Source organism: Streptococcus sp. WB01_FAA12, from assembly GCF_012843315.1.
In the GTDB taxonomy this organism is placed as follows: Bacteria; Bacillota; Bacilli; order Lactobacillales; family Streptococcaceae; genus Streptococcus.
Genome location: NZ_JABAEX010000009.1, coordinates 85,496 through 104,268 on the forward strand (window position 1 = coordinate 85,496; position 18,773 = coordinate 104,268).

Below are 18,773 nucleotides of genomic sequence, written 5' to 3' on the forward strand. Positions count from 1 at the left end.
ATTCATGAGGAAGTTATAGTTCATGACCGTACTGGTATGACTACTTCCTTCATAGCTCACCAAGTCTGAAATCTTGTCCTTGGCCGCATTTAAGAGCTCAATCTCACTCTTTAGATTGTCCCGTGAACTCTTTAAATCACTATGAAGGGTTGTAAACACCTGACCTGGTAGCTTTGCATGATTGCTCGAATCAATCTGATAGTAGCCGTCCTTGTAAAGCAAGAGGTTAGATGAGTAGTCATTCATCAAGTTGAGCAGAGTTTGAAGGAGAGTCCCATGCACCTCTACTAGGTAGGTGCGCATACTCGAAATGGCCTGCCCTTGGAGATTGGTGTTATTGATAAACTCCGTCATAGCGGTATTGAGATTATTGATGGCCTCTCCCCAAGCATTCATCGTCTTTTGACTTTCCACTTGAACAGAGGTGATATCATCAAATTTTATCTTATAACTCATAGAACCTCCCTACTGCAAGCCAGAAAACATCGTTTGTCCCAATACCGTATCTGTACGAGCCAATTCTGTTCCTGTAGCTGCCATCAAGGCGATGTCCGCTCCCAATAAGGATGTATAGCTCGTCATCAGTGGGTGGAGTTCATTAAATTATTTTTGATATAGGGCCAATCCTTCTCCCATTATACCACAAAAAGAGAGCGTTTCCGCTCCCTTTATCACTCTGGCAATTCTATCTTCAAGCTCATATCTGTGGGTTGTAACACTTTCTGAACCGCTGCGAGAAAGGCCAAACCGTTGTCAGATGGAGAATGCTGGAATGTGATATGGATGACTTTTTTGTCAAACTTATCACCGTATCGTTCCACATACTGCTTGCTTTCGAGGAAGTAGATATAGTTGTTCATTTTTTCCTGCAGAAGTTCCAAATGAACTGCTTCAATTTCTTCCTGCCACTTGAGAGGGTCTACTAGAAGAAGTTCCAAATGATTATCAACTGTACCAATTGCATCAAGTTCAGTTGGCTTTAATTTCGAAGATACAGCCTTTTGTACAAGAGATTTAAACTCTTTAACATCAAATAACTCACGTTTATCCTCTATATTTAGTAGAACAGCTTCAGGATGATTACGTATGTAGTTTCTATCAATATCGTCTTGCTTTAGGGGCCAGCGCCCTGTTTCAGCATAGGTCATGACTTCATATGCTCCCCTAGAAGATTCAAATGCTTTATCCATTAGTTCTTTAGAAATAGGATAGCGAACTTCTGGACCCATGGCTCCGCCAATTTCTTTGAAAAAGCCTATTTCGTAATAGCCATCTGTCTCATATACAATAAATCCATTGCCTCTATGTATGATCGTATCCGATTGATTATAATCTTCTAACTCATCTGCCTTAGGCCAACGATGATTTTCACAATAAAACATTACTTCTAAAGAATCTTTGTCTGATTTTGAAACACGTTCTGCTAATTCCTGGCTAATGGGAAAGTTAAGCACTTCTTTTCCTCTACTCCACAAAATCTGATAATCATTATTGTTTTTTAATATCGTACAATTTTTGTATTGCTGAATTTCTGTTGTCATACAAACACCTATTCAAATATCTTTCCTATTGTATAATCGCCTGGTTTAAATTGATCTACAACTGCCTCTGGTATACCTCCCTTTGTAAAACCTCCTGGTTCCCAAAGGCCTTGTCAAGCACCTGGCTCATTGCCTGATGGCATACGTAAATTTTTAGGGTGTTTAACATTAATAGTAAGAGGTGAATCACCTAAATACCCTCTATCTAAGCCTAGTAGTTCCTCTAATACTCTCGGATTCCCATCTGATGCCAATACAGCTTTATCATATATAAATTTTGGCATTACATAATGTCCCTTTTCTGGTCCAATATTCCCACCAAATTCCATTACAGATTTATTAAATCCTTCTTTACTGATAACCTTTACAACTCCATCCTTAAACATATTTAGATGTGTCTCTATCTCTTGGTGTGAAAGATATCTGGAAGGATCTAAACGTTGACCCTTTTCTGTACTAATCAAACCATCAACGATTTTTCTAGACATATCTGCTCGCTGTATTTTTTCCAGCTCCATCTTAAAGTTTTTAATTTTGGGGTTGCTACTATTAATTACATCAATCCGAGTTCTCTTTGGAATTTCTACACTACCAACAAATTTACCATTCCCCTTACCAACAATGACTCCGCCATTTCTTTCGATATTATCAAGGATTGTTTGGTGTTTAATGGACAAACCATCTTTTGCAGTTGTATAATCTGGAATACGAATTTTTCCAGTTTTATCTACACCGACTGCTTTTAATTGGATACGCTGAATTTCACCTGCTGCATTACGAGGCTCAACAGTTATTTTCGTTTCAACATCTTTGAAATTTGTCTTGAAGTTACCAATCTTTCTAGTTGAAAACTCTCTATAATATGTAGTAGCTTCTCGATGAAATTCCCCAGATTGTTAATCTGACTCTGACACCAGCCAATAATGCCATTTTCTTCGTTCTTTTGGTTTTCTAGTCTAGTGATTTCATCACAGATGGCATCATAGAAGGTATTCATCTCCGTTTGAAAGCTCGTATAGTCACTAGAGAAGGTCCCCCACTGCTTGGTGAAGTCATCTTTTTGTTTACCTTGCCATTCAGGTTGAATATTTCGATGCATGATGGGATACTTGATATTGTGAACATTCTGTTGGATTTCACTTACAGACTTCTTGGCCGTGCGAAGACGCTCCAATTTTTCATCGATGGAAGTAATCCGTGATTGGGCGGAGGAGATGCTGGAGTAGTGTTGATTCACTCTACCTTGAAGATAATAGATTTGATCATAGTCTATTTCACCCATGTATTATCCTCCTAGTTCATTTGCTTCATTCAACTCAGCAACGTTTCCCTTATTCTAAGTTTCACTAGGCCTAAATTTTTGAAATTCATAAGATTCATTCTTAAATTATTTTTTTTAGATTTCGCATTAAGAGAGCACTGAGCATATTTAAAAATGTGTTATAAACAACGTTTATAGATTGGTAATACATCTCTTGTTACATCATACGAAAAGTGAGTTTTTAATGGAAGGAAATCTATAACTTCATTTTTGGGGAAAAAAGAACTAACCTCGCTAGAAAACTGAGCAATTATCAAATTAAAGTCTAAACAATCAATAACAAATAGCCAATGAAAATTTGTTTCTGTTGCTTTTCTTATCTTTAACAGAAAAACCCTATCAATTACTTTGAATTTATTAAAAATATCATCAAATTCTTCTAATTTTTCAGAAATTGGCTCATTTGATATTTCCGATATAATCTCGACGCTATCTTCTGAAAATGCTTCAATAATATTTTTTAAATCATCTAATCTTATATTAAAGTTAGTGGTTCTAGGATTTATAGACACACCACTAAAATTTTTTAATCTAATTAATAGATTAGTAGCATTTTCAATCGATATTTCTAAATATTCAAGTTCTCTGTCTTTTCCCTTGATATCGGTTTCCTTTATGTAAAGGGGTAAAAAGTTTAAATCATTACTATCTACTACACTATTAATAGTTAAATTTTGTTGATCATCAATACTGATAGGGCACAAAAATTTTGTCTTTAATAATTCTTTAAATAATTGTATCTCTATACTTTTATCATAACAAATTCTTAGATTCATTATCAAATCAATTAATCTATTGTCCATCAATTTTCTTTTTTAAACTCTTTCTCTAATTGTTTTAAGACTACTAAAATTTCGCTTTTATAATCCATTGTTTCATCTACAAATCTTCTTGCTAAACTAAAAAAACTAATATTATTGATATTTTCCTCTCGTTCTATGCGCTTAGTTAGGTTATATATATCCTGTATAACTCCCGGGTATAACTTCTGACTTGGATATTCTAAGTCAATTAAATCTTGTAATTTGTCTGTATACTTCATATATTTATTTTTCATAATTCAAAACCTTAATTTGGTACAACTCGTATATCTACTATCCAGTCTAATGGCCATGGATTTGGTAATAAAACTTGATCAGCTCCTCCTTTTAATATAAATCCTGAGGAATTTATTGTTTGAGGAGCAACTTTTCCAATATTTAATTCTACTCCTTTTGGAATTTTTATTACTGCTTCATATTGTCTAGTATTCTTCCATTCAGGTAATAGTGCAGTATCTATTTTAGCTTGTATACGACTTGAAGCAGGTGTTGTAGTGACAAACCCTCCTCCCGCATCAGAGTATCCACCAAATGTTCGATAGAGTGTTATTTCTTCTGTTGTAATAACCGTCCTATAATTACTATCTGTAAAGGATTCTCCAATCCAATCTGGTAATTTTGCTTTATCAACAATTTTGACTTTACTATCTAATAAAGTTGGATACTTTATCAATGATTCCTTCGCGAGATATTGATCAAAGTTACTGGATTCCCTCGCAAGCTTGCTTTCTTCTATATTCTTCAGGATCTGTTCGCGGTTATACTTCGGTGCTTCGACATCTACTTTCACCTTATTGAGACTAAACTTGCTGGCTGCTGAGGAGGCCGCATAACCTCCTACGATATTCCCGATAAAGTTTGCGGTTTGGGCATCTTCTTCACTACCACCTAGGAGCTTGGTTCCATGATAGGCAACCTGACCCGCTGTATAGGCGCCAGCTTCCCCTATCGCAAACTGGGTCAAGCCCTTGACAACGCTCTGCGTATGCCCTATAGGAATCATGATAGCACTCGCCGTCACAAAGAGCCCACCAACCTGATGATACAGCTTGTCATTCCCCATGAAAAGCGTATCTCGGATAGGATTTTTTGCCTTTGTATGGATATCCCCTGCATTCCCAAGTTGGATATTCTGACCTGCCTCGTACATATTAGACGCCCCATAAGCCGTCGTCCCCAGACCTGCAGTTAGCCAAAATCCAACAACCAAGGGTGTCGCTGCACCCATAGTTGCCCAAATCGCTAAAGCACCAATCGCAACGGTCACCACACCAAGACCCAGGTCTATCCACCCCTTCTTGGCTCGATCCTCCGCAGCCAAGGCTTCAAAACGAGCCTTGTCCCGCTCCTGGGCAGCTTTCACTCGTTCAACGCGACTCTCCATCTGCTTGGTTGCTTGTTGGTAGGCTATCGCAAAGCGTTGGACAGATTGGAGTTTAGCGAAATCTCCTGACTGATAAGTTCCTACAGTGCGAGACTTGCCCGCATGCTCTGCTATCAAGGCCTTGGTCGCAGCTAAAAGTTCCTTAAAGGCAACCAAATCCTGACCCGCATGGCTGCTTTCGTACTGGATGATGGAGCTGTCCAAGTTCTTGACCTGGTTCATGAGGAAGTTATAGTCCATGACCGTACTGGTATGACTACTTCCTGAATAGCTCACCAAGTCTGAAATCTTGTCCTTGGTCGCATTTAAGAGCTCAATCTCACTCTTTAGATTGTCCCGTGAACTCTTTAAGTCACTATGAAGGTTTGTAAACACCTGACCTGGTAGCTTTGCATGATTGCTCGAATCAATCTGATAGTAACCGTCCTTGTAAAGCAAGAGGTTAGATGAGTAGTCATTCATCAAGTTGACCAGAGTTTGAAGGAGGGTCCCATGAACCTCTACTAGGTAAGTTCGCATACTCGAGACGGCCTGACCTTGGAGGTTTTGATTGTTGATGAAGTCTGTCATAGCGGTATTGAGATTATTGATGGCCTCTCCCCAAGCATTCATGGTCTTTTGACTTTCCACTTGGACAGAGGTGATATCATCAAATTTTATATTGTAACTCATAGAACCTCCCTACTGCAAGCCAGGAAACAGAGTTTGTCCCAATACTGTATCTGTACGAGCCAATTCTTTTCCTGTAGCTGCCATCAAGGCAATGTCTGTTTCCAATAAGGATGCATAGCTCGTCATCAGCTGACAGAGCTCCTCAAATTGTTCCTGATACAAATCGAGCACCTTGGATTCCGATGTCGTTTTGAAGGTTGGCTTACTCACTCCAGCCAAACTAGCCTGAGCCTTGGTCAAACTACTGATGTGCGAGTTAAACAGAACCTCGGATAATTGAATCGTTCCATACATGACCTTACCCCTCCTTCGTATGTAGTAGCTTCTCGATGAAATTCCCCAGATTGTTAATCTGACTCTGACACCAGCCAATAATGCCATTTTCTTCGTTCTTTTGGTTTTCTAGTCTAGTGATTTCATCACAGATGGCATCATAGAAGGTATTCATCTCCGTTTGGAAACTCGTGTAGTCACTGGAGAAGGTTTCCCACTGCTTGGTGAAGTCATCTTTTTGTTTACCTTGCCATTCAGGTTGAATATTTCGATGCATGATGGGATACTTGATATTGTGAACATTCTGTTGGATTTCACTTACAGACTTCTTGGCCGTGCGAAGACGTTCCAATTTTTCATCGATGGAAGTAATCCGTGATTGGGCGGAGGAGATGCTGGAGTAGTGTTGATTCACTCTACCTTGAAGATAATAGATTTGATCATAGTCTATTTCACCCATGTATTATCCTCCTAGTTCATTTGCTTCATTCAACTCAGCAACATTACCCTTGGGAATATCTGTTGTAGATACAACCGAAGCAATATGTTCTAGCATAAGCTCATTATCCTCATCTCTATAACCCTCTTGAACAACCTTGAAAACATCTTCATGATTAAAGTAGATAAGACTATCTCCTACCATCCCTTCTGGATAGAGACAAGCTCCGTAATCAAAACGGTAGAGATCTCCTTTGACTGGTGCTGCAATCACACGAGCAATGATGAGCATCTTTTTAGTACTTCCCTTTAAAACAATAACACTGCCTAGTGGTAATAATTTAGTATCTGACATAAATACCCTCTCTAAATTTCTAATAATTGAATCGATTCATAGCGATCAGGATAAAGGATGTAACCCTGGTTCGGTTTCAGTGCCGGCTCATTTGTGATGTAAGGATAGCGAGTATGATCTTGATCGCTAATACGTACACCAAGAAAGACTTGATCCACTAACTGATTCGCCAATTTTACAAAAGTGTCGTAATTGTTCGCTACTAGATCTTGGTAGGCGCCTATAAAGAGCAAGGTTACTCCATACTGAGCTCCTTCACTAAGGAGTTGCTTGAAGTCCAGTTCACTCACTCCAGCCGCCATAGCCGTCGCAGCAAGATCTGGTATCAAAATTAACCATTTTGGATAGTCCTGATTTGGAGACGCAACTCGTTTCTTAAAGTCTTCTAATATCGTCTTCATGACATTATCAACCTCTAAAGAAGTATCAAAACGTTGAATCCCATCAAAGAACTGATTGTTAATGCGCTGACTAGGATCTAAAATAACAGTATTGTACTTACCTGATAAACGGTTTAGGTGATATTCTAGTAATTTATAGTAATTCGTTACAAAAGCAGGACTATTTGAAGCTACAAGCATCGGACGTTCAAAACTAAAGGATGCTGGGACAACTGCTTCTCTTTCAAGTCCCAAGATAAAGTCTTGACTGCTTTCTAAGATTTCTGCCATCACTTCTTTGGTTACCTTTTCTGGCAACATTGGGATGCCTGTAGGAATTGGTCCATCGTATGCCACAGCCATTGCTTCTTGTTCTGCACGAACTTCCTTTATGTAGTCCGTGTAATGTTCACTACTGTACGGCAACATCACCTGGAATTGAACGATATCATCAAATTTAGCTATGGCACGGCCTTTGATTTCATCGAGTGGAATATTGGAACGTCCTACTACACCTGATAAGTCACTGTTATCAAATAAGAAGAGAGAAATCTTGGTCTTAAAGTTGGATTGTAACTGTAAACGCATCGCATTGAGACGAGAAAGTGTCACGACTAGATAGATTCCTAGAGAAGCTCCATCTCGAGCAATGACATTTAAAGTATCATAAAAGGTATCTACGAATGGGGCATCCATCACACTATCAAAACCATCTATCTCGATGAAAATAGTTGGAAAACTCTCATCTGATAACTGATTGTACTGCGTTAGATTTGTGGCTCTTGCTTGAGAAAGAGCACTTTTCCGAGTTTTTATCTCTCTATTCAAGAATCGAAGAGATTTCATAATTTTCTCAGTCTCATCCAAGGTGAAGTAATCTGCAATATGAGGAAAATCAGAAATAGAGATTAAGCCACTAGTACCAAAGTCATAGAGGTAGAAATGAACTTGTTCTGGTGTGTGCTTACGAATCACGTCCATCGCAAAATTCTGTAGAAAAGTGGACTTCCCAAATCCTGGACTAGAAACTAATAAAATATGGCCTCTTTGTTCCATATTGAAATAAAGGGAGGATTGTTCCTGTCTTTCAGGAATATCTTGATACCCAACTAAAATAGGTTGTAATTCCTCTGAACGCCCCCAATAATCCTTGAATTTAGTCGATTGTGTATCTTTTGCATATATCCTTTCTTCAAGTGGTGGCAACCAAGGACTAGCTACCTGATGAATATGAAGGCCGTCAAATATTTCACGAGCTTTTTCTACAATGGCGTCCAATTCTGTTGGAACAGCCTTTGCTTCTTTTTTATTGACTAAACCACTCAAGTCTTTATTAATCGCATTGTATTGACCATTACTTGTAATCTCATACACAGTTGTATTTTTTTGAACATGATTTCGTCCTTCTGGATTATAATCCGCACCCGACCATGCACTCTGGAACAATTCATAGATTTCATTGTTTCCGACTTGAAGATAGGCTCTACCCGTCTGTGTGATTTCTGCAGCATCAGGTGTTTTGATTACTTCTCTAGAATCTGCAACATCCTGTACTTTAAGAGCTATTTTAAATTTAGAGTTTGACCAAATTTGATCATTGACAACCCCACTAGGTTTTTGGGTGGCTAAAATTAATTTAACTCCCAATGAACGACCAATACGAGCCGTAGAGACCAATTCATCCATGAAGTCTGGTTGATTCGCCTTCAACTCTGCAAACTCATCACTAATGATTAATAGGTGTGGTAATGGTTCTTTGACCTTCCCTTCTTTGAAGAGTTTCATATATTGGTTGATATGATTAACGTCATTTTCTGCAAAGATACGCTGACGTTTCTTCAGTTCAGCTTTTATAGATACCAGAGCTCGATTAGCCTGGTTGCCATCCAAGTTCGTAATCGTACCAACGACGTGAGGTAGGTCTGCAAAGAGATTGGCCATTCCTCCCCCTTTATAGTCAATCAAGAGGAAAGCAACCTCATACGGATGGTAGTTCACAGCTAAAGATAGAATGTAGGACTGAATAAGCTCAGACTTTCCTGATCCCGTAGTACCAGCAATCAATCCATGAGGTCCATGAGCCTTCTCATGAATGTTTAGATAAAGAATATCATCACGACCTCGTACTCCTAGAGGAACAGCCATTGTTTGGAAAGTCTCATTGTCTTGCCATCGTTTTAAAAGATCTAGTTCCTCTACTTTATTGACTCCATACATCTCTAGGAAGGTAATGCTATTCGGAATCGAATTACGTAAAGTCTGAACATGATGAATCCCCGCAAGATTTCTCGCAAAATTTTCCTTTTCCGATAAACTTACAGGAGGAAGAGGCGTAATTTCTTTATTTGTATAATTGCCATCCTGAAGTAATACGGTACCTTTTTTATCTCCTCGATAGTCAACAACAGTCTTAACGTGTTCTGGTAAACTTTCAAGTACTTCTTCTACGAAAACGTAATGAATCCCTAAATGGGATAAATCTTCATTGATGTACTCCATAATGTTGTGATCCAACATCAGGCTTAAATCTGTAATAAAGAGAATATAATGAGGGCTGTATTGCTTTTCTTTCCCTTTGTCCTGCTCACTATCTAACTTCCTATCTTTAATAACTTGATAGAGTGACGTTAATAGTTGATCGCGAGTACGTTGATTATAAACGAAACCACGGCTATTTAGTGCTTTAATTTTCGTATGAGGTAACCATCGGCTCCAATTCCATAGCTCCAACTCTTCCTCTCGGAAAATTGGAATAAACTGTAAATCATGGTAACTTTGGAAAGTCGCTAATTGCATCATCATCTGTTGAACTTGTTCAATCACTATTTGACGTGTCCCTATATATCCTGTGGGACTCGTTAATGTATGAGTAATAGGAACCTGATCAGTCACACGATAGTAAGAAAGTAATTCTTGAATTTTTTGATTAGCAGTTACATTATATTTAGTCAATTCCGAATCAGAGTACTCAATGTAGAAACTGGAGCCAACTTCACCCAAACCTAAACGATAAGACAGAAAATCAAAGTGATAGAGTGTTTTTTCGTAAATACGTCTATCAGTTTTTTCGACCATCTCCAAAATTTGATCCATGTCAGGAAAGTGATACACCAAAGCCTCAACTTGTTCTTCACGTAGGTTGGCTAATTGTGAATACTTGGTTTCCAAATATTTCATATACTCATCAATTTTCTGTTCCTGAAGTTCTTTATGTGATTTTTTGTCAGAAAAATAAGTATGAATGGAGGTTCCAATAGTAATAACAGACATCCCCATCATCATAAACATCATTCCACCACTACGTGTAAAGTAAACCGTCAGTAAGGTAAAAGCAATCATTGCTAACGGAGTAATAAGTAATTTTAGTAATGATTGTTTTTTACCTTCGTCCTCTGTTGGTGCTGGAGCAATTATTACTTTCTCTTCTGGCTCTCTTAAAATAATCCGAGGAGAACGATGAAATTCTTTTGAACGATCCTCAACCATCACCTCTGAAAAATGCAACAAAGAGGTCTCGATAGAAAATAGTGAGTGGATAGACAGAACTTGTTTTTGAATAGATAAAGCGACACCTTGTTCAAAAACAATTTGATCCATATCTTGAATCTTTTGCTTTCCTGTTTTTCTTTCACCATTAATATAATATGGACTAGCACTGTAAATCGTCTTATTTATTCCATCAAAAGTCAAAATGATTTCTGTAGAAAAATCGACTAACCGAATAGATGCTTCTTTCTTATCTGATAAATAAAGTACTTTCTCAGGAAGGAGGTAATACTCTGTATTCTCAATAATTAGTAAGGAGATATTTATTTTATCGTCTATAGAAACTAAATGATGTCCACGGGTGTAAGACCTTCCTAGCAGTTCAATTCCCGTTTCCTTGACCTCTAACGTAACATTTTCAAGGCTAGGAAGATAAATATTAGAAGCTACTGAAGGCCCCATTTGATAGGTGTTTCCTGTATAGAGTGGATAAACATTGTCTTCAAAAAATAAATAATTCATACACCACTCCTATCTTGACTCTGCGGAAGTTGAGGTTGTGTTCGACTTGTTAGCTTCTGGTGTTAAGTAGTTTTTCTTCAACTCTTCCAACTTGCCTTTATAACTATTCAATTGCTCCGTGCGTTGTTCTGATGTTAAGTTAGGATTTCTCTGGACTTCATCAATCTTTTTAGTCAAACCATACATCAATAACTGCGGATCATCTAGGTAACTTGCAATATCTATAGCTTCGTCAATTTTAGACTGACCAATCAACACCCAGTACCGAAGATAATCTGTATTTGATTGAGTTGATATTTTTGATAGCTCCGTCTTTTGCGCTTCAGTTAAAGGCTCAGTTTTAATTACTGAATAGGCCACCATATAGGTGTCATCCTGGCTAAGTGATTTAGAATCTGTATTTTTAACAGTAGATACAACTGTTGAATAATCTTGATGAACAAAAGCTAAACGCAAATCAGAAATCATTTGTTGGCTAGGCATGGCGAACAATACAAAGTAAAGTATTCCAATAATTGAAAAAACTCCAATCAGTGATGTGATTATGGTAGTCAACTTCAATCGTGAAACAAGTTTATTAGACACACGTGAAAATTTTTCTTTATTTTGTTCCTTTTCTTCCAGATAATTTTCTAGTAATAAAGACAGAATTTCATCCAAACTTTCTGTCTTCATGATAGTTTCACAAAATAGTTTTCCTTTATAAAACGGTGACTGTCCCTCTATCAATTCCTCATAACTTACCTTTTTATCTAGTAGAGATACAATCATGGCTTTGAAGTTAACTGTAAACTCATCTAAACTTAATGCATCATATGGTGGTACTTGTCCTTTGACACCACGAAAAACAAATAGGGGATTCCCATTTCGTGAAAATACTAGATTATTGGGTGATAATTCATAAGTATAAATAGAATCCTTCAGCGAATTAAATAATTGACCAATATTTATCAGATGACGCAATTTTTCTTCATCAATCATCGTAATCAACTTATCCCAAGAATAATATTCATCTGTCAAAAGACTTTCAATCGTTAATTTATCTTCCTCCTCAATTGCATTTTGAGCTACAAAATAAGGTTGTTCTGCCGTTAATAGAGCATATGCTATTTCACGATTTCCTTTGATATCTCCAATAACTAATTCATGTTTTTGAATTTCCATATTTTACTCCCTAATTATATTCTTTCTAATTTTAATAACACTCCGTCTTTTACTAATGTTAGACTACTAGTACTAGCAAGTATCTCTCCAGACTGTTGATTTCTTACACTTGGATTCAATGTCTTGACCTCTATGCCATAAGTATCGGATACGATTTGTATCAATTCTTTAATGGTTAACTCAATAGGAACTCTTAAATCTAATATTTCAGATAAAAAAGGTGAACAATCAAGACTAATATTAATGTACTCTTCCATAAAAATCTCCTAATCTTATACCATTATGTTTATTATATCACGCAAAACATGAATATTAAAGAGTTTTCTGCTTATAAAAAAAGGAGATACAGCTGTATCTCCTAAAATATTTTTCTATTGACTTTATTGTTTAAATGTATGTAATTTTTTATATATGAGTGAATAGATTGTAACAATTACCCCTAGTATAAACAATAAAATTGCTGTCCAAGAAACAGGAGAATTTACATTATTAAGTGAAACATTCTTTTTATCACTATGATTGGCTTGAATTTGACTGTTAAATAAAGCAGATTGATAATCATTAACAACATTCTCTGATACTACCTTAGTGATAAATAAGTTTGTTTTAACTAATTGATACTTTTCTTCATCAACTTTTTTAGTAGTATCAATCAATTTATATGTCTCAGGACGAAATAACTTTGTTAAATTCCCTTCCTGTTCAAAGTACTGAATCTCTGTTTTCTTTGTATTTTTATCTAAAGAGGTGTCTATTTGCAAGGAGCCATCATTTGCAAAAGCGACACTCTCCCCTGTAAAAATTGAAAACAATAGAAAAATAAAGACAATAGCTTTTTTCATATTACTTGTTATCCTTAACTTGTCGATACAAGAAAACATTCCCAAGTCCTAAAGCAATCGTTAAAACTACAATTACAACTACTGACTGTTCCACTCCACTTTGTTGATTAATAAACAATTTCACCACACCTTCTAGATAAGTCAAAGGAGAAAGTGTTGCTAAAATAGGAGCTGAGTTCACATAATATTCGTCAAATAATTGAGTCGCTGAGATGATGTAAAGTAGTATTAGACTTACACTTATCAAAAATCCTAAACTTTTTAGCTTATCAATAAGAATATTCAGACCATATGTCATCATTAGACTTACTAACATAAGAAGTACTATAAACCAACTCAATTGTGCTAGAGAGAAACCAAGTTTAATTCCAGAAACAGTCGCAATTATAAAACCAGCAACCACTGAAATAGCACTAAGGAAGAGCATAGGGCCAGAAGAATTTTTCCATGATAAACGATCTTTCAAACTCATTAATCTTTGTAATTCTTCTTTATCTGCATGTTGGAAAAGATAAGCAACAACTAAACTAACAAGATAGCTAATTAAGATAATAAGAAGCCCTGATCTCTCATCTTGACGATTAGACTGTGATTGAGCATTGGTAGCAGCCGACACTACATTACCAATTTTGGAAGCATCAACAGGATTAGACAAATATTCATAGACAGCTTCATTTTTGGTGTTACCTGTTCTAGTATTGCTCAAAACTGTAGAAAAGTTTTTAAGAAATTCTTCGTTTGATCCATATTCACTAGACATGATATTTTTCAACTCAGAGACACGACCACTCAATGATTCACCGTCTTTTTCCAAAGCATTAATATCATTCGCCAACTGATTAATAGTAGATTCTATCATCTCAGAAACAGCCTGATTTGCTTTTGTATTGTTCATCAACGTTGTACTAGCTGACATCAGTTTAATCAGGTCACTGTTCATATCCATACTAACTGTAACCATATCGGTATTATCTACTTTTTCTGTTTCAACAAAACTAGGTTTATCTTTAATCGTTTTATCCACTAATTTGCTCTGCTCAATCAACTGACTTAACTGTTTCATTAAATCTTTGGTTGTTGTTCTCAGCTGTTCAATATTAGATGTTAATTTCTCAGCGTTAGCTAATCGAGACTGAATATCCGTCAATTTTTTATCCGAAATCTTCAAATCTGATTTTAAAGCTTCAACTGTGGTCGCTTTGATTAGATTGGTCACAATAGTCTTGAGGTCATCATTATTTGCTAAAGCAGCAAGAGAACCTTCTGCTGGAATAAACATATGTTCTGAGTACGTATTTTTAGATAAATCTAAACCATAATACGCAGAGACAAGACCTGACAATTGTAGATATGCATCTACATCTTTATAAATAGCTTGAGTTAGTTTCGTAGGATTATATTCCCAGTTAGAAATAATGTCTTGCATCTCATAATGGCGATTCAAAACTTTTTTTTCTGTCTGATTTGTCTTGGTAGTTGTGATAGTCTTCGTTACAGTGATAATTTCTACTGGTTTTTTTTCTTCAGTAGTAAGGGCACTCGTTCCTGAAACGGTAGATGATGCTACAGGAGTAGATGGAGTGACAGGCGCTACATGAGCTGTCTCTGTCACTGTTGTTTCCTCTACGTATGGAGCATCTTCCTTTACAACCTTCACATCCTCAGTCGTATCTAATTTATATTTCACAACCACAGGCGATAAGACGCTGATATCATTTTCATTCTTGATTCCTAGTGTATAAGAAATAGACAAGCCAGCAGAAGCTTCAATAGGAATATTAAGTTGATAGTTACCACCCCCAAGATCAGAAAATTCATAGTTTGATTCCTTAAGATAGTATCCACTTGGTACCATTAGAATTAATTTTGAAACTTTTCCTTCAAATGAAGGTAAAGTTAGCTCACGTCTTGTTGTACTCTTAGATTTTATATCATCCTTTAAATGAGAAAGTTCATTATTTTCAAGTGTTGTAGCTTGCAAAGTTGGTAATTCTTTCCCTGTCTTCTTACTATACCACTGTATAAAAGCACTAATATTTTTCAAATGTTGTTTATCAGTATCAGATAAGGAAAGGTTATTAATAGCTGCATCATCGTAATATACACTTGGCCACTTGCTCGTAATTTGATTTTGCATACTAGTATTCAACGACTTGATGTAACTACCGAGAGTTTTACTTGCTCCATCTACCACTGAAGAGTTTTTAGTTAAGGAAGACTCTACTGCTTCTCTAATCTTTGTATCATAATTAGATAAAGTATCATCAATATCCTTGTTATTATTCTTTAAAATATCAAGAAGATCTGCTATATCTTTATTATAGGAAGTTACTGTGTCAGAAGTTTCTTTCCAAATAGCGGGCTCTGATAAATTCTCAGTAATCTGAGTATTTATATCTGTTAATTTAGATAATTGTCCCTCAACTGACAATTTAGAAAAATCATTATCATAGTTTGACAAAGCCTGCTCTCTAGTATCCAAAGAACTTTGCCATTTTTTTTGTTGAGCTTTTATTTGTTCGATTGTTCCCTCGTATGTTTTATCAACAGAAATAATTGATTTAAATGCATCATTACTATTTAATAAATCTTTGTTAAATGACGAATAAGTTGATAATAGATTATTGGGCGATGAACCTAAGCCATTAAATTGCTGGCTATATTGAGCAAGAGGATTTACCAAGTTATTATTAAAGGACGCTAGTGACTCTTGTTCATTTGCAACTACATCTGAGACCTGCCCTTGTGCAGTTCTTAAGTTTCCAATAATACTAGTAAAATAAATATTAATCAAGTCCTTATTAAAAAGCTCTTTAAAAGCTACTACAGCTTGTTCTGCCTGCTTAACAGTTAATTGATCACTTGACTGAATTTGATATTGAAACTTCGCCTGAACAGGTGATGAGGATTCAAGAGCTAAAGCCTCTTCTGAAAACTTACTTGGGAAGACTACCATCAACTGATAGTTCTCATTTTTCAAACCACTTTCAGCAATTGATCGAGAAACCACTTCCACTTTGTAATTATTTTTAGAAATAAACGAATTTACTAAAGTATTAGCGATATTAATTGGCTGTCCATTATATATCTTGCCTGTATCCTCATTAACAACTGCAACTTTGATGGGAGCTTGTTGTACTGAAGACTCGGAATTCGTTCGACTGATAGGTGTTGGTTTTACAATAGCAAAGAAAGACACTAGCAGTGTAACAAACAACAATAACAATCCTAAACTAAATAAAACTTTCTTTTTCACATTTTCTCCTTAACTAGATATAGTAAAAAAGTTGAGGATTTCTCCTCAACCTCAACTTTAGATTATTGAAGACCAAAGTTTCTAGATAAATCTTGGTCATTTTGTTGCATCGCTTGAGCAGTCTTATCAAGTTGTGTATTGATTTGTTGCATCAAATCAGCAAAGTTTTCAACCTTTGGTTTCAATTCAAGGAATTGTTGATCAAAGCCTTGGAACGCAGCACCTTCCCACTCTGAACGCAAGGTATCTTGCAAGCGTTGAAGATTGCTCAAAATAACTCTGATGTCGTTTGCAGCTTTTCCATATTCACGTGCACGTGATTGGAGAGTCTCTGGAGATACACGAATTTGTCCTGACATATTTTCACTCCTACTATATTTTTTATTTTATTTTAACATTATTCAAACTTTAAGGCAAGTATTTTTATTTAAAAATGGTATTTTCAAAGCATATTATTTATGAAAGTTATATAATAAAGTTAGCCACCCAAACTTCCTAAAAATGAGCTGATTCAACTAGCTTCTAGCTAGCCCTTGATTTCATTTGATAACAGCTTCAAGAGGGCCTGTTGTCAAACTACGGCTCTATAATATTTGTAGTGGGTAAATCCCCTATAGATATTATGGAGCCTATTTTTGTGTAGAAAAAAAGTCCCATAAGACCTATAATGAAAAGCGACCAAACCATCATTAGAAAGAATCTTATGGAACAATTACATTTTATCACAAAATTACTAGACATCAAAGACCCTAATATCCAATTTGTAGATGTTGTTAATAGGGATACACACAAGGAAATCATCGCTAAACTGGACTATGACGCCCCATCTCGCCCTGATCGCGGAAGCCAAATGAAGAAATATGACTTCCAAAAACCGTCTAAGATTCCTTACCTTAAAACGACTGGTATGCCTACTAGAATCCTCTTTAAAAAGCGTCGTTTTAAGTGCTATCATTGCTCGAAAATGATGGTAGCTGAGACTTCTCTAGTCAAGAAGAACCACCAAATTCCTCATATTATCAACCAAAAAATTGCTCAGAAGTTGATTGAAAAGACTTCTATGACCGATATTGCCCATCAACTGTCCATTTCAACTTCAACTGTCATTCGCAAGCTTAATAACTTCCGTTTTAAGCACGATTTTTCTCATCTTCCAGAGATTATGTCCTGGGATGAGTATGCCTTCACTAAGGGAAAGATGAGCTTCATTGCACAAGATTTTGACAATCTTAATATCATCACTGTTCTTGAGGGAAGAACACAAGCTATCATCCGAAATCACTTTCTGCGCTACGATCGAGCTGTTCGTTGTCAGGTGAGAATCATTACAATGGATATGTTTAGCCCTTACTATGACTTGGCTAAACAGCTTTTTCCATGTGCTAAAATCGTTCTAGATCGCTTTCACATTGTTCAACACTTAAGCCGTGCTATGAGCCGTGTGCGGGTCCAAATCATGAACCAATTCGATAGAAAATCCCATGAATACAAGGCTATCAAGCGCTACTGGAAGCTCATTCAACAAGATAGCCGTAAACTCAGCGATAAGAGATTTTATCGCCCTGCTTTTCGTATGCACTTAACGAATAGAGAAATTCTAGACAAGCTTTTGAGCTATTCAGATGACTTAAAACACCACTATCATCTCTACCAACTCTTGCTTTTTCACTTTCAGAATAAGGAACCCGAGAAATTTTTCGGACTCATTGAGGACAATCTAAAGCTGGTTCATCCTCTTTTTCAGACTGTCTTTAAAACCTTCCTCAAAGATAAAGAGAAAATTGTCAACGCCCTTCAACTACCCTATTCTAACGCAAAATTAGAGGCGACTTATAATCTCATTAAGCTCATCAAACGAAATACCTTTGGTTTTCGAAACTTTGAAAACTTCAAAAAAAGGATTTTCATCACTCTGAACATCAAAAAAGAAAGGACAAAATTTGTCCTTTCTCGATCTTAGCTTTTCTTCAACCCACTACAGTTGACAAAGAGCCAAAAAAAGGAGAGTGCCAATGTGGCTCTCTCCAGAATATGACTTTTTACCAATCCACTAGAGTTGATAAAGATTCTCAAATTATATCACGGAGAATGGGGGATTCGAACCCCCGCGCCAGTTACCCGACCTAACGATTTAGCAAACCGTCCTCTTCAGCCTCTTGAGTAATTCTCCAAAACATTAATTAATAAGTTTATACGAACTCCCCACACTCACGTCACAGCACTCTGTATACGGAGAATGGGGGATTCGAACCCCCGCGCCAGTTACCCGACCTAACGATTTAGCAAACCGTCCTCTTCAGCCTCTTGAGTAATTCTCC

Annotated in this window: 16 protein-coding genes, 2 tRNA genes and 1 pseudogene; 1 reads left to right on the forward strand and 18 read right to left on the reverse strand. The window is 36.5% G+C overall.

Annotated features, from left to right (window positions below; genetic code table 11):
* Window positions 1-24: 24 nt before the first annotated feature.
* From HF881_RS09245 to HF881_RS09320, 16 genes and pseudogenes are all read right to left on the reverse strand, one after another.
* A pseudogene (locus HF881_RS09245) lies at window positions 25-456 on the reverse strand (T7SS effector LXG polymorphic toxin); the annotation flags it as partial.
* Between the two features lie 215 nt (window positions 457-671).
* The gene (locus HF881_RS09250) at window positions 672-1,382 is read right to left on the reverse strand and encodes a DUF6572 domain-containing protein (RefSeq protein WP_240956803.1); all 711 of its coding nucleotides are present in this window, start codon (window positions 1,380-1,382) and stop codon (window positions 672-674) included.
* Between the two features lie 272 nt (window positions 1,383-1,654).
* Window positions 1,655-2,218: a hypothetical protein gene (locus tag HF881_RS09255; RefSeq protein WP_169447251.1), complete on the reverse strand. Its 564-nt coding sequence runs from the start codon at window positions 2,216-2,218 to the stop codon at window positions 1,655-1,657.
* Between the two features lie 113 nt (window positions 2,219-2,331).
* Window positions 2,332-2,823 carry a DUF5082 family protein gene (locus HF881_RS09260; protein WP_240956800.1) on the reverse strand — a complete coding sequence of 164 codons (492 nt, stop codon included), beginning with the start codon at window positions 2,821-2,823 and terminating at the stop codon, window positions 2,332-2,334.
* Window positions 2,824-2,981: 158 nt separating this feature from the next.
* Window positions 2,982-3,665 (reverse strand): enhanced serine sensitivity protein SseB C-terminal domain-containing protein, encoded by a 684-nt coding sequence (locus HF881_RS09265; RefSeq protein ID WP_169447252.1) that lies wholly within the window; start codon window positions 3,663-3,665, stop codon window positions 2,982-2,984.
* Complete coding sequence (locus tag HF881_RS09270) at window positions 3,665-3,904, reverse strand: hypothetical protein (RefSeq protein ID WP_169447253.1); 240 nt, start codon at window positions 3,902-3,904, stop codon at window positions 3,665-3,667. Before HF881_RS09270 ends, HF881_RS09265 begins: the two co-directional genes overlap by 1 nt.
* Window positions 3,905-3,930: 26 nt before the next feature.
* Complete coding sequence (locus HF881_RS10560; protein WP_169447254.1) at window positions 3,931-5,739, reverse strand: T7SS effector LXG polymorphic toxin; 1,809 nt, start codon at window positions 5,737-5,739, stop codon at window positions 3,931-3,933.
* A gap of 9 nt (window positions 5,740-5,748) precedes the next feature.
* Window positions 5,749-6,033, reverse strand: a complete 285-nt coding sequence (locus HF881_RS09280) for a TIGR04197 family type VII secretion effector (RefSeq protein WP_169447255.1) — start codon at window positions 6,031-6,033, stop codon at window positions 5,749-5,751.
* Between the two features lie 4 nt (window positions 6,034-6,037).
* A complete protein-coding gene (locus HF881_RS09285; protein WP_169447256.1) occupies window positions 6,038-6,472 on the reverse strand; it encodes a DUF5082 family protein in 435 nt (144 codons plus the stop codon).
* A 3-nt stretch (window positions 6,473-6,475) separates the two neighbouring features.
* Window positions 6,476-6,805, reverse strand: coding sequence for a DUF4176 domain-containing protein (locus HF881_RS09290; RefSeq protein WP_169447257.1), 330 nt, complete (start codon window positions 6,803-6,805; stop codon window positions 6,476-6,478).
* 11 nt (window positions 6,806-6,816) lie between these two features.
* Window positions 6,817-11,193: a type VII secretion protein EssC gene (gene essC, locus HF881_RS09295; protein ID WP_169447258.1), complete on the reverse strand. Its 4,377-nt coding sequence runs from the start codon at window positions 11,191-11,193 to the stop codon at window positions 6,817-6,819.
* Between the two features lie 9 nt (window positions 11,194-11,202).
* Window positions 11,203-12,357 (reverse strand): type VII secretion protein EssB, encoded by a 1,155-nt coding sequence (gene essB / locus HF881_RS09300; protein WP_169447259.1) that lies wholly within the window; start codon window positions 12,355-12,357, stop codon window positions 11,203-11,205.
* Between the two features lie 14 nt (window positions 12,358-12,371).
* Window positions 12,372-12,614 (reverse strand): type VII secretion protein, encoded by a 243-nt coding sequence (locus HF881_RS09305; RefSeq protein WP_169447260.1) that lies wholly within the window; start codon window positions 12,612-12,614, stop codon window positions 12,372-12,374.
* A 123-nt stretch (window positions 12,615-12,737) separates the two neighbouring features.
* Window positions 12,738-13,199 (reverse strand): type VII secretion protein EssA, encoded by a 462-nt coding sequence (essA, locus tag HF881_RS09310; protein ID WP_169447261.1) that lies wholly within the window; start codon window positions 13,197-13,199, stop codon window positions 12,738-12,740.
* Between the two features lies 1 nt (window position 13,200).
* A complete protein-coding gene (esaA, locus tag HF881_RS09315) occupies window positions 13,201-16,455 on the reverse strand; it encodes a type VII secretion protein EsaA (RefSeq protein ID WP_169447262.1) in 3,255 nt (1,084 codons plus the stop codon).
* Window positions 16,456-16,517: 62 nt separating this feature from the next.
* Complete coding sequence (locus tag HF881_RS09320) at window positions 16,518-16,814, reverse strand: WXG100 family type VII secretion target (RefSeq protein ID WP_000016588.1); 297 nt, start codon at window positions 16,812-16,814, stop codon at window positions 16,518-16,520.
* Between the two features lie 344 nt (window positions 16,815-17,158).
* On the opposite strand from HF881_RS09320, the gene HF881_RS09325 reads away from it, so the two are divergent.
* Complete coding sequence (locus HF881_RS09325) at window positions 17,159-18,415, forward strand: ISL3 family transposase (RefSeq protein ID WP_206283201.1); 1,257 nt, start codon at window positions 17,159-17,161, stop codon at window positions 18,413-18,415.
* A 122-nt stretch (window positions 18,416-18,537) separates the two neighbouring features.
* On the opposite strand, the gene HF881_RS09330 is transcribed toward HF881_RS09325, so the two are convergent.
* Window positions 18,538-18,625 (reverse strand) — tRNA-Ser (locus HF881_RS09330).
* Window positions 18,626-18,685: 60 nt separating this feature from the next.
* Window positions 18,686-18,773 (reverse strand) — tRNA-Ser (locus tag HF881_RS09335).

Bases quoted from the DNA above. Each gene is read 5' to 3' on its own strand.
- essB (WP_169447259.1), bottom strand. From the start codon at position 12,357: ATGGAAATTCAAAAACATGAATTAGTTATTGGAGATATCAAAGGAAAT.
- essC (WP_169447258.1), bottom strand. From the start codon at position 11,193: ATGAATTATTTATTTTTTGAAGACAATGTTTATCCACTCTATACAGGA.
- HF881_RS09290 (WP_169447257.1), bottom strand. From the start codon at position 6,805: ATGTCAGATACTAAATTATTACCACTAGGCAGTGTTATTGTTTTAAAG.
- HF881_RS09325 (WP_206283201.1), top strand. From the start codon at position 17,159: ATGGAACAATTACATTTTATCACAAAATTACTAGACATCAAAGACCCT.
- HF881_RS09265 (WP_169447252.1), bottom strand. From the start codon at position 3,665: ATGGACAATAGATTAATTGATTTGATAATGAATCTAAGAATTTGTTAT.
- HF881_RS09270 (WP_169447253.1), bottom strand. From the start codon at position 3,904: ATGAAGTATACAGACAAATTACAAGATTTAATTGACTTAGAATATCCA.
- HF881_RS09280 (WP_169447255.1), bottom strand. From the start codon at position 6,033: ATGTATGGAACGATTCAATTATCCGAGGTTCTGTTTAACTCGCACATC.
- essA (WP_169447261.1), bottom strand. From the start codon at position 13,199: ATGAAAAAAGCTATTGTCTTTATTTTTCTATTGTTTTCAATTTTTACA.
- HF881_RS09305 (WP_169447260.1), bottom strand. From the start codon at position 12,614: ATGGAAGAGTACATTAATATTAGTCTTGATTGTTCACCTTTTTTATCT.
- HF881_RS09320 (WP_000016588.1), bottom strand. From the start codon at position 16,814: ATGTCAGGACAAATTCGTGTATCTCCAGAGACTCTCCAATCACGTGCA.
- HF881_RS10560 (WP_169447254.1), bottom strand. From the start codon at position 5,739: ATGAGTTACAATATAAAATTTGATGATATCACCTCTGTCCAAGTGGAA.
- HF881_RS09250 (WP_240956803.1), bottom strand. From the start codon at position 1,382: ATGTTTTATTGTGAAAATCATCGTTGGCCTAAGGCAGATGAGTTAGAA.
- HF881_RS09285 (WP_169447256.1), bottom strand. From the start codon at position 6,472: ATGGGTGAAATAGACTATGATCAAATCTATTATCTTCAAGGTAGAGTG.
- HF881_RS09260 (WP_240956800.1), bottom strand. From the start codon at position 2,823: ATGGGTGAAATAGACTATGATCAAATCTATTATCTTCAAGGTAGAGTG.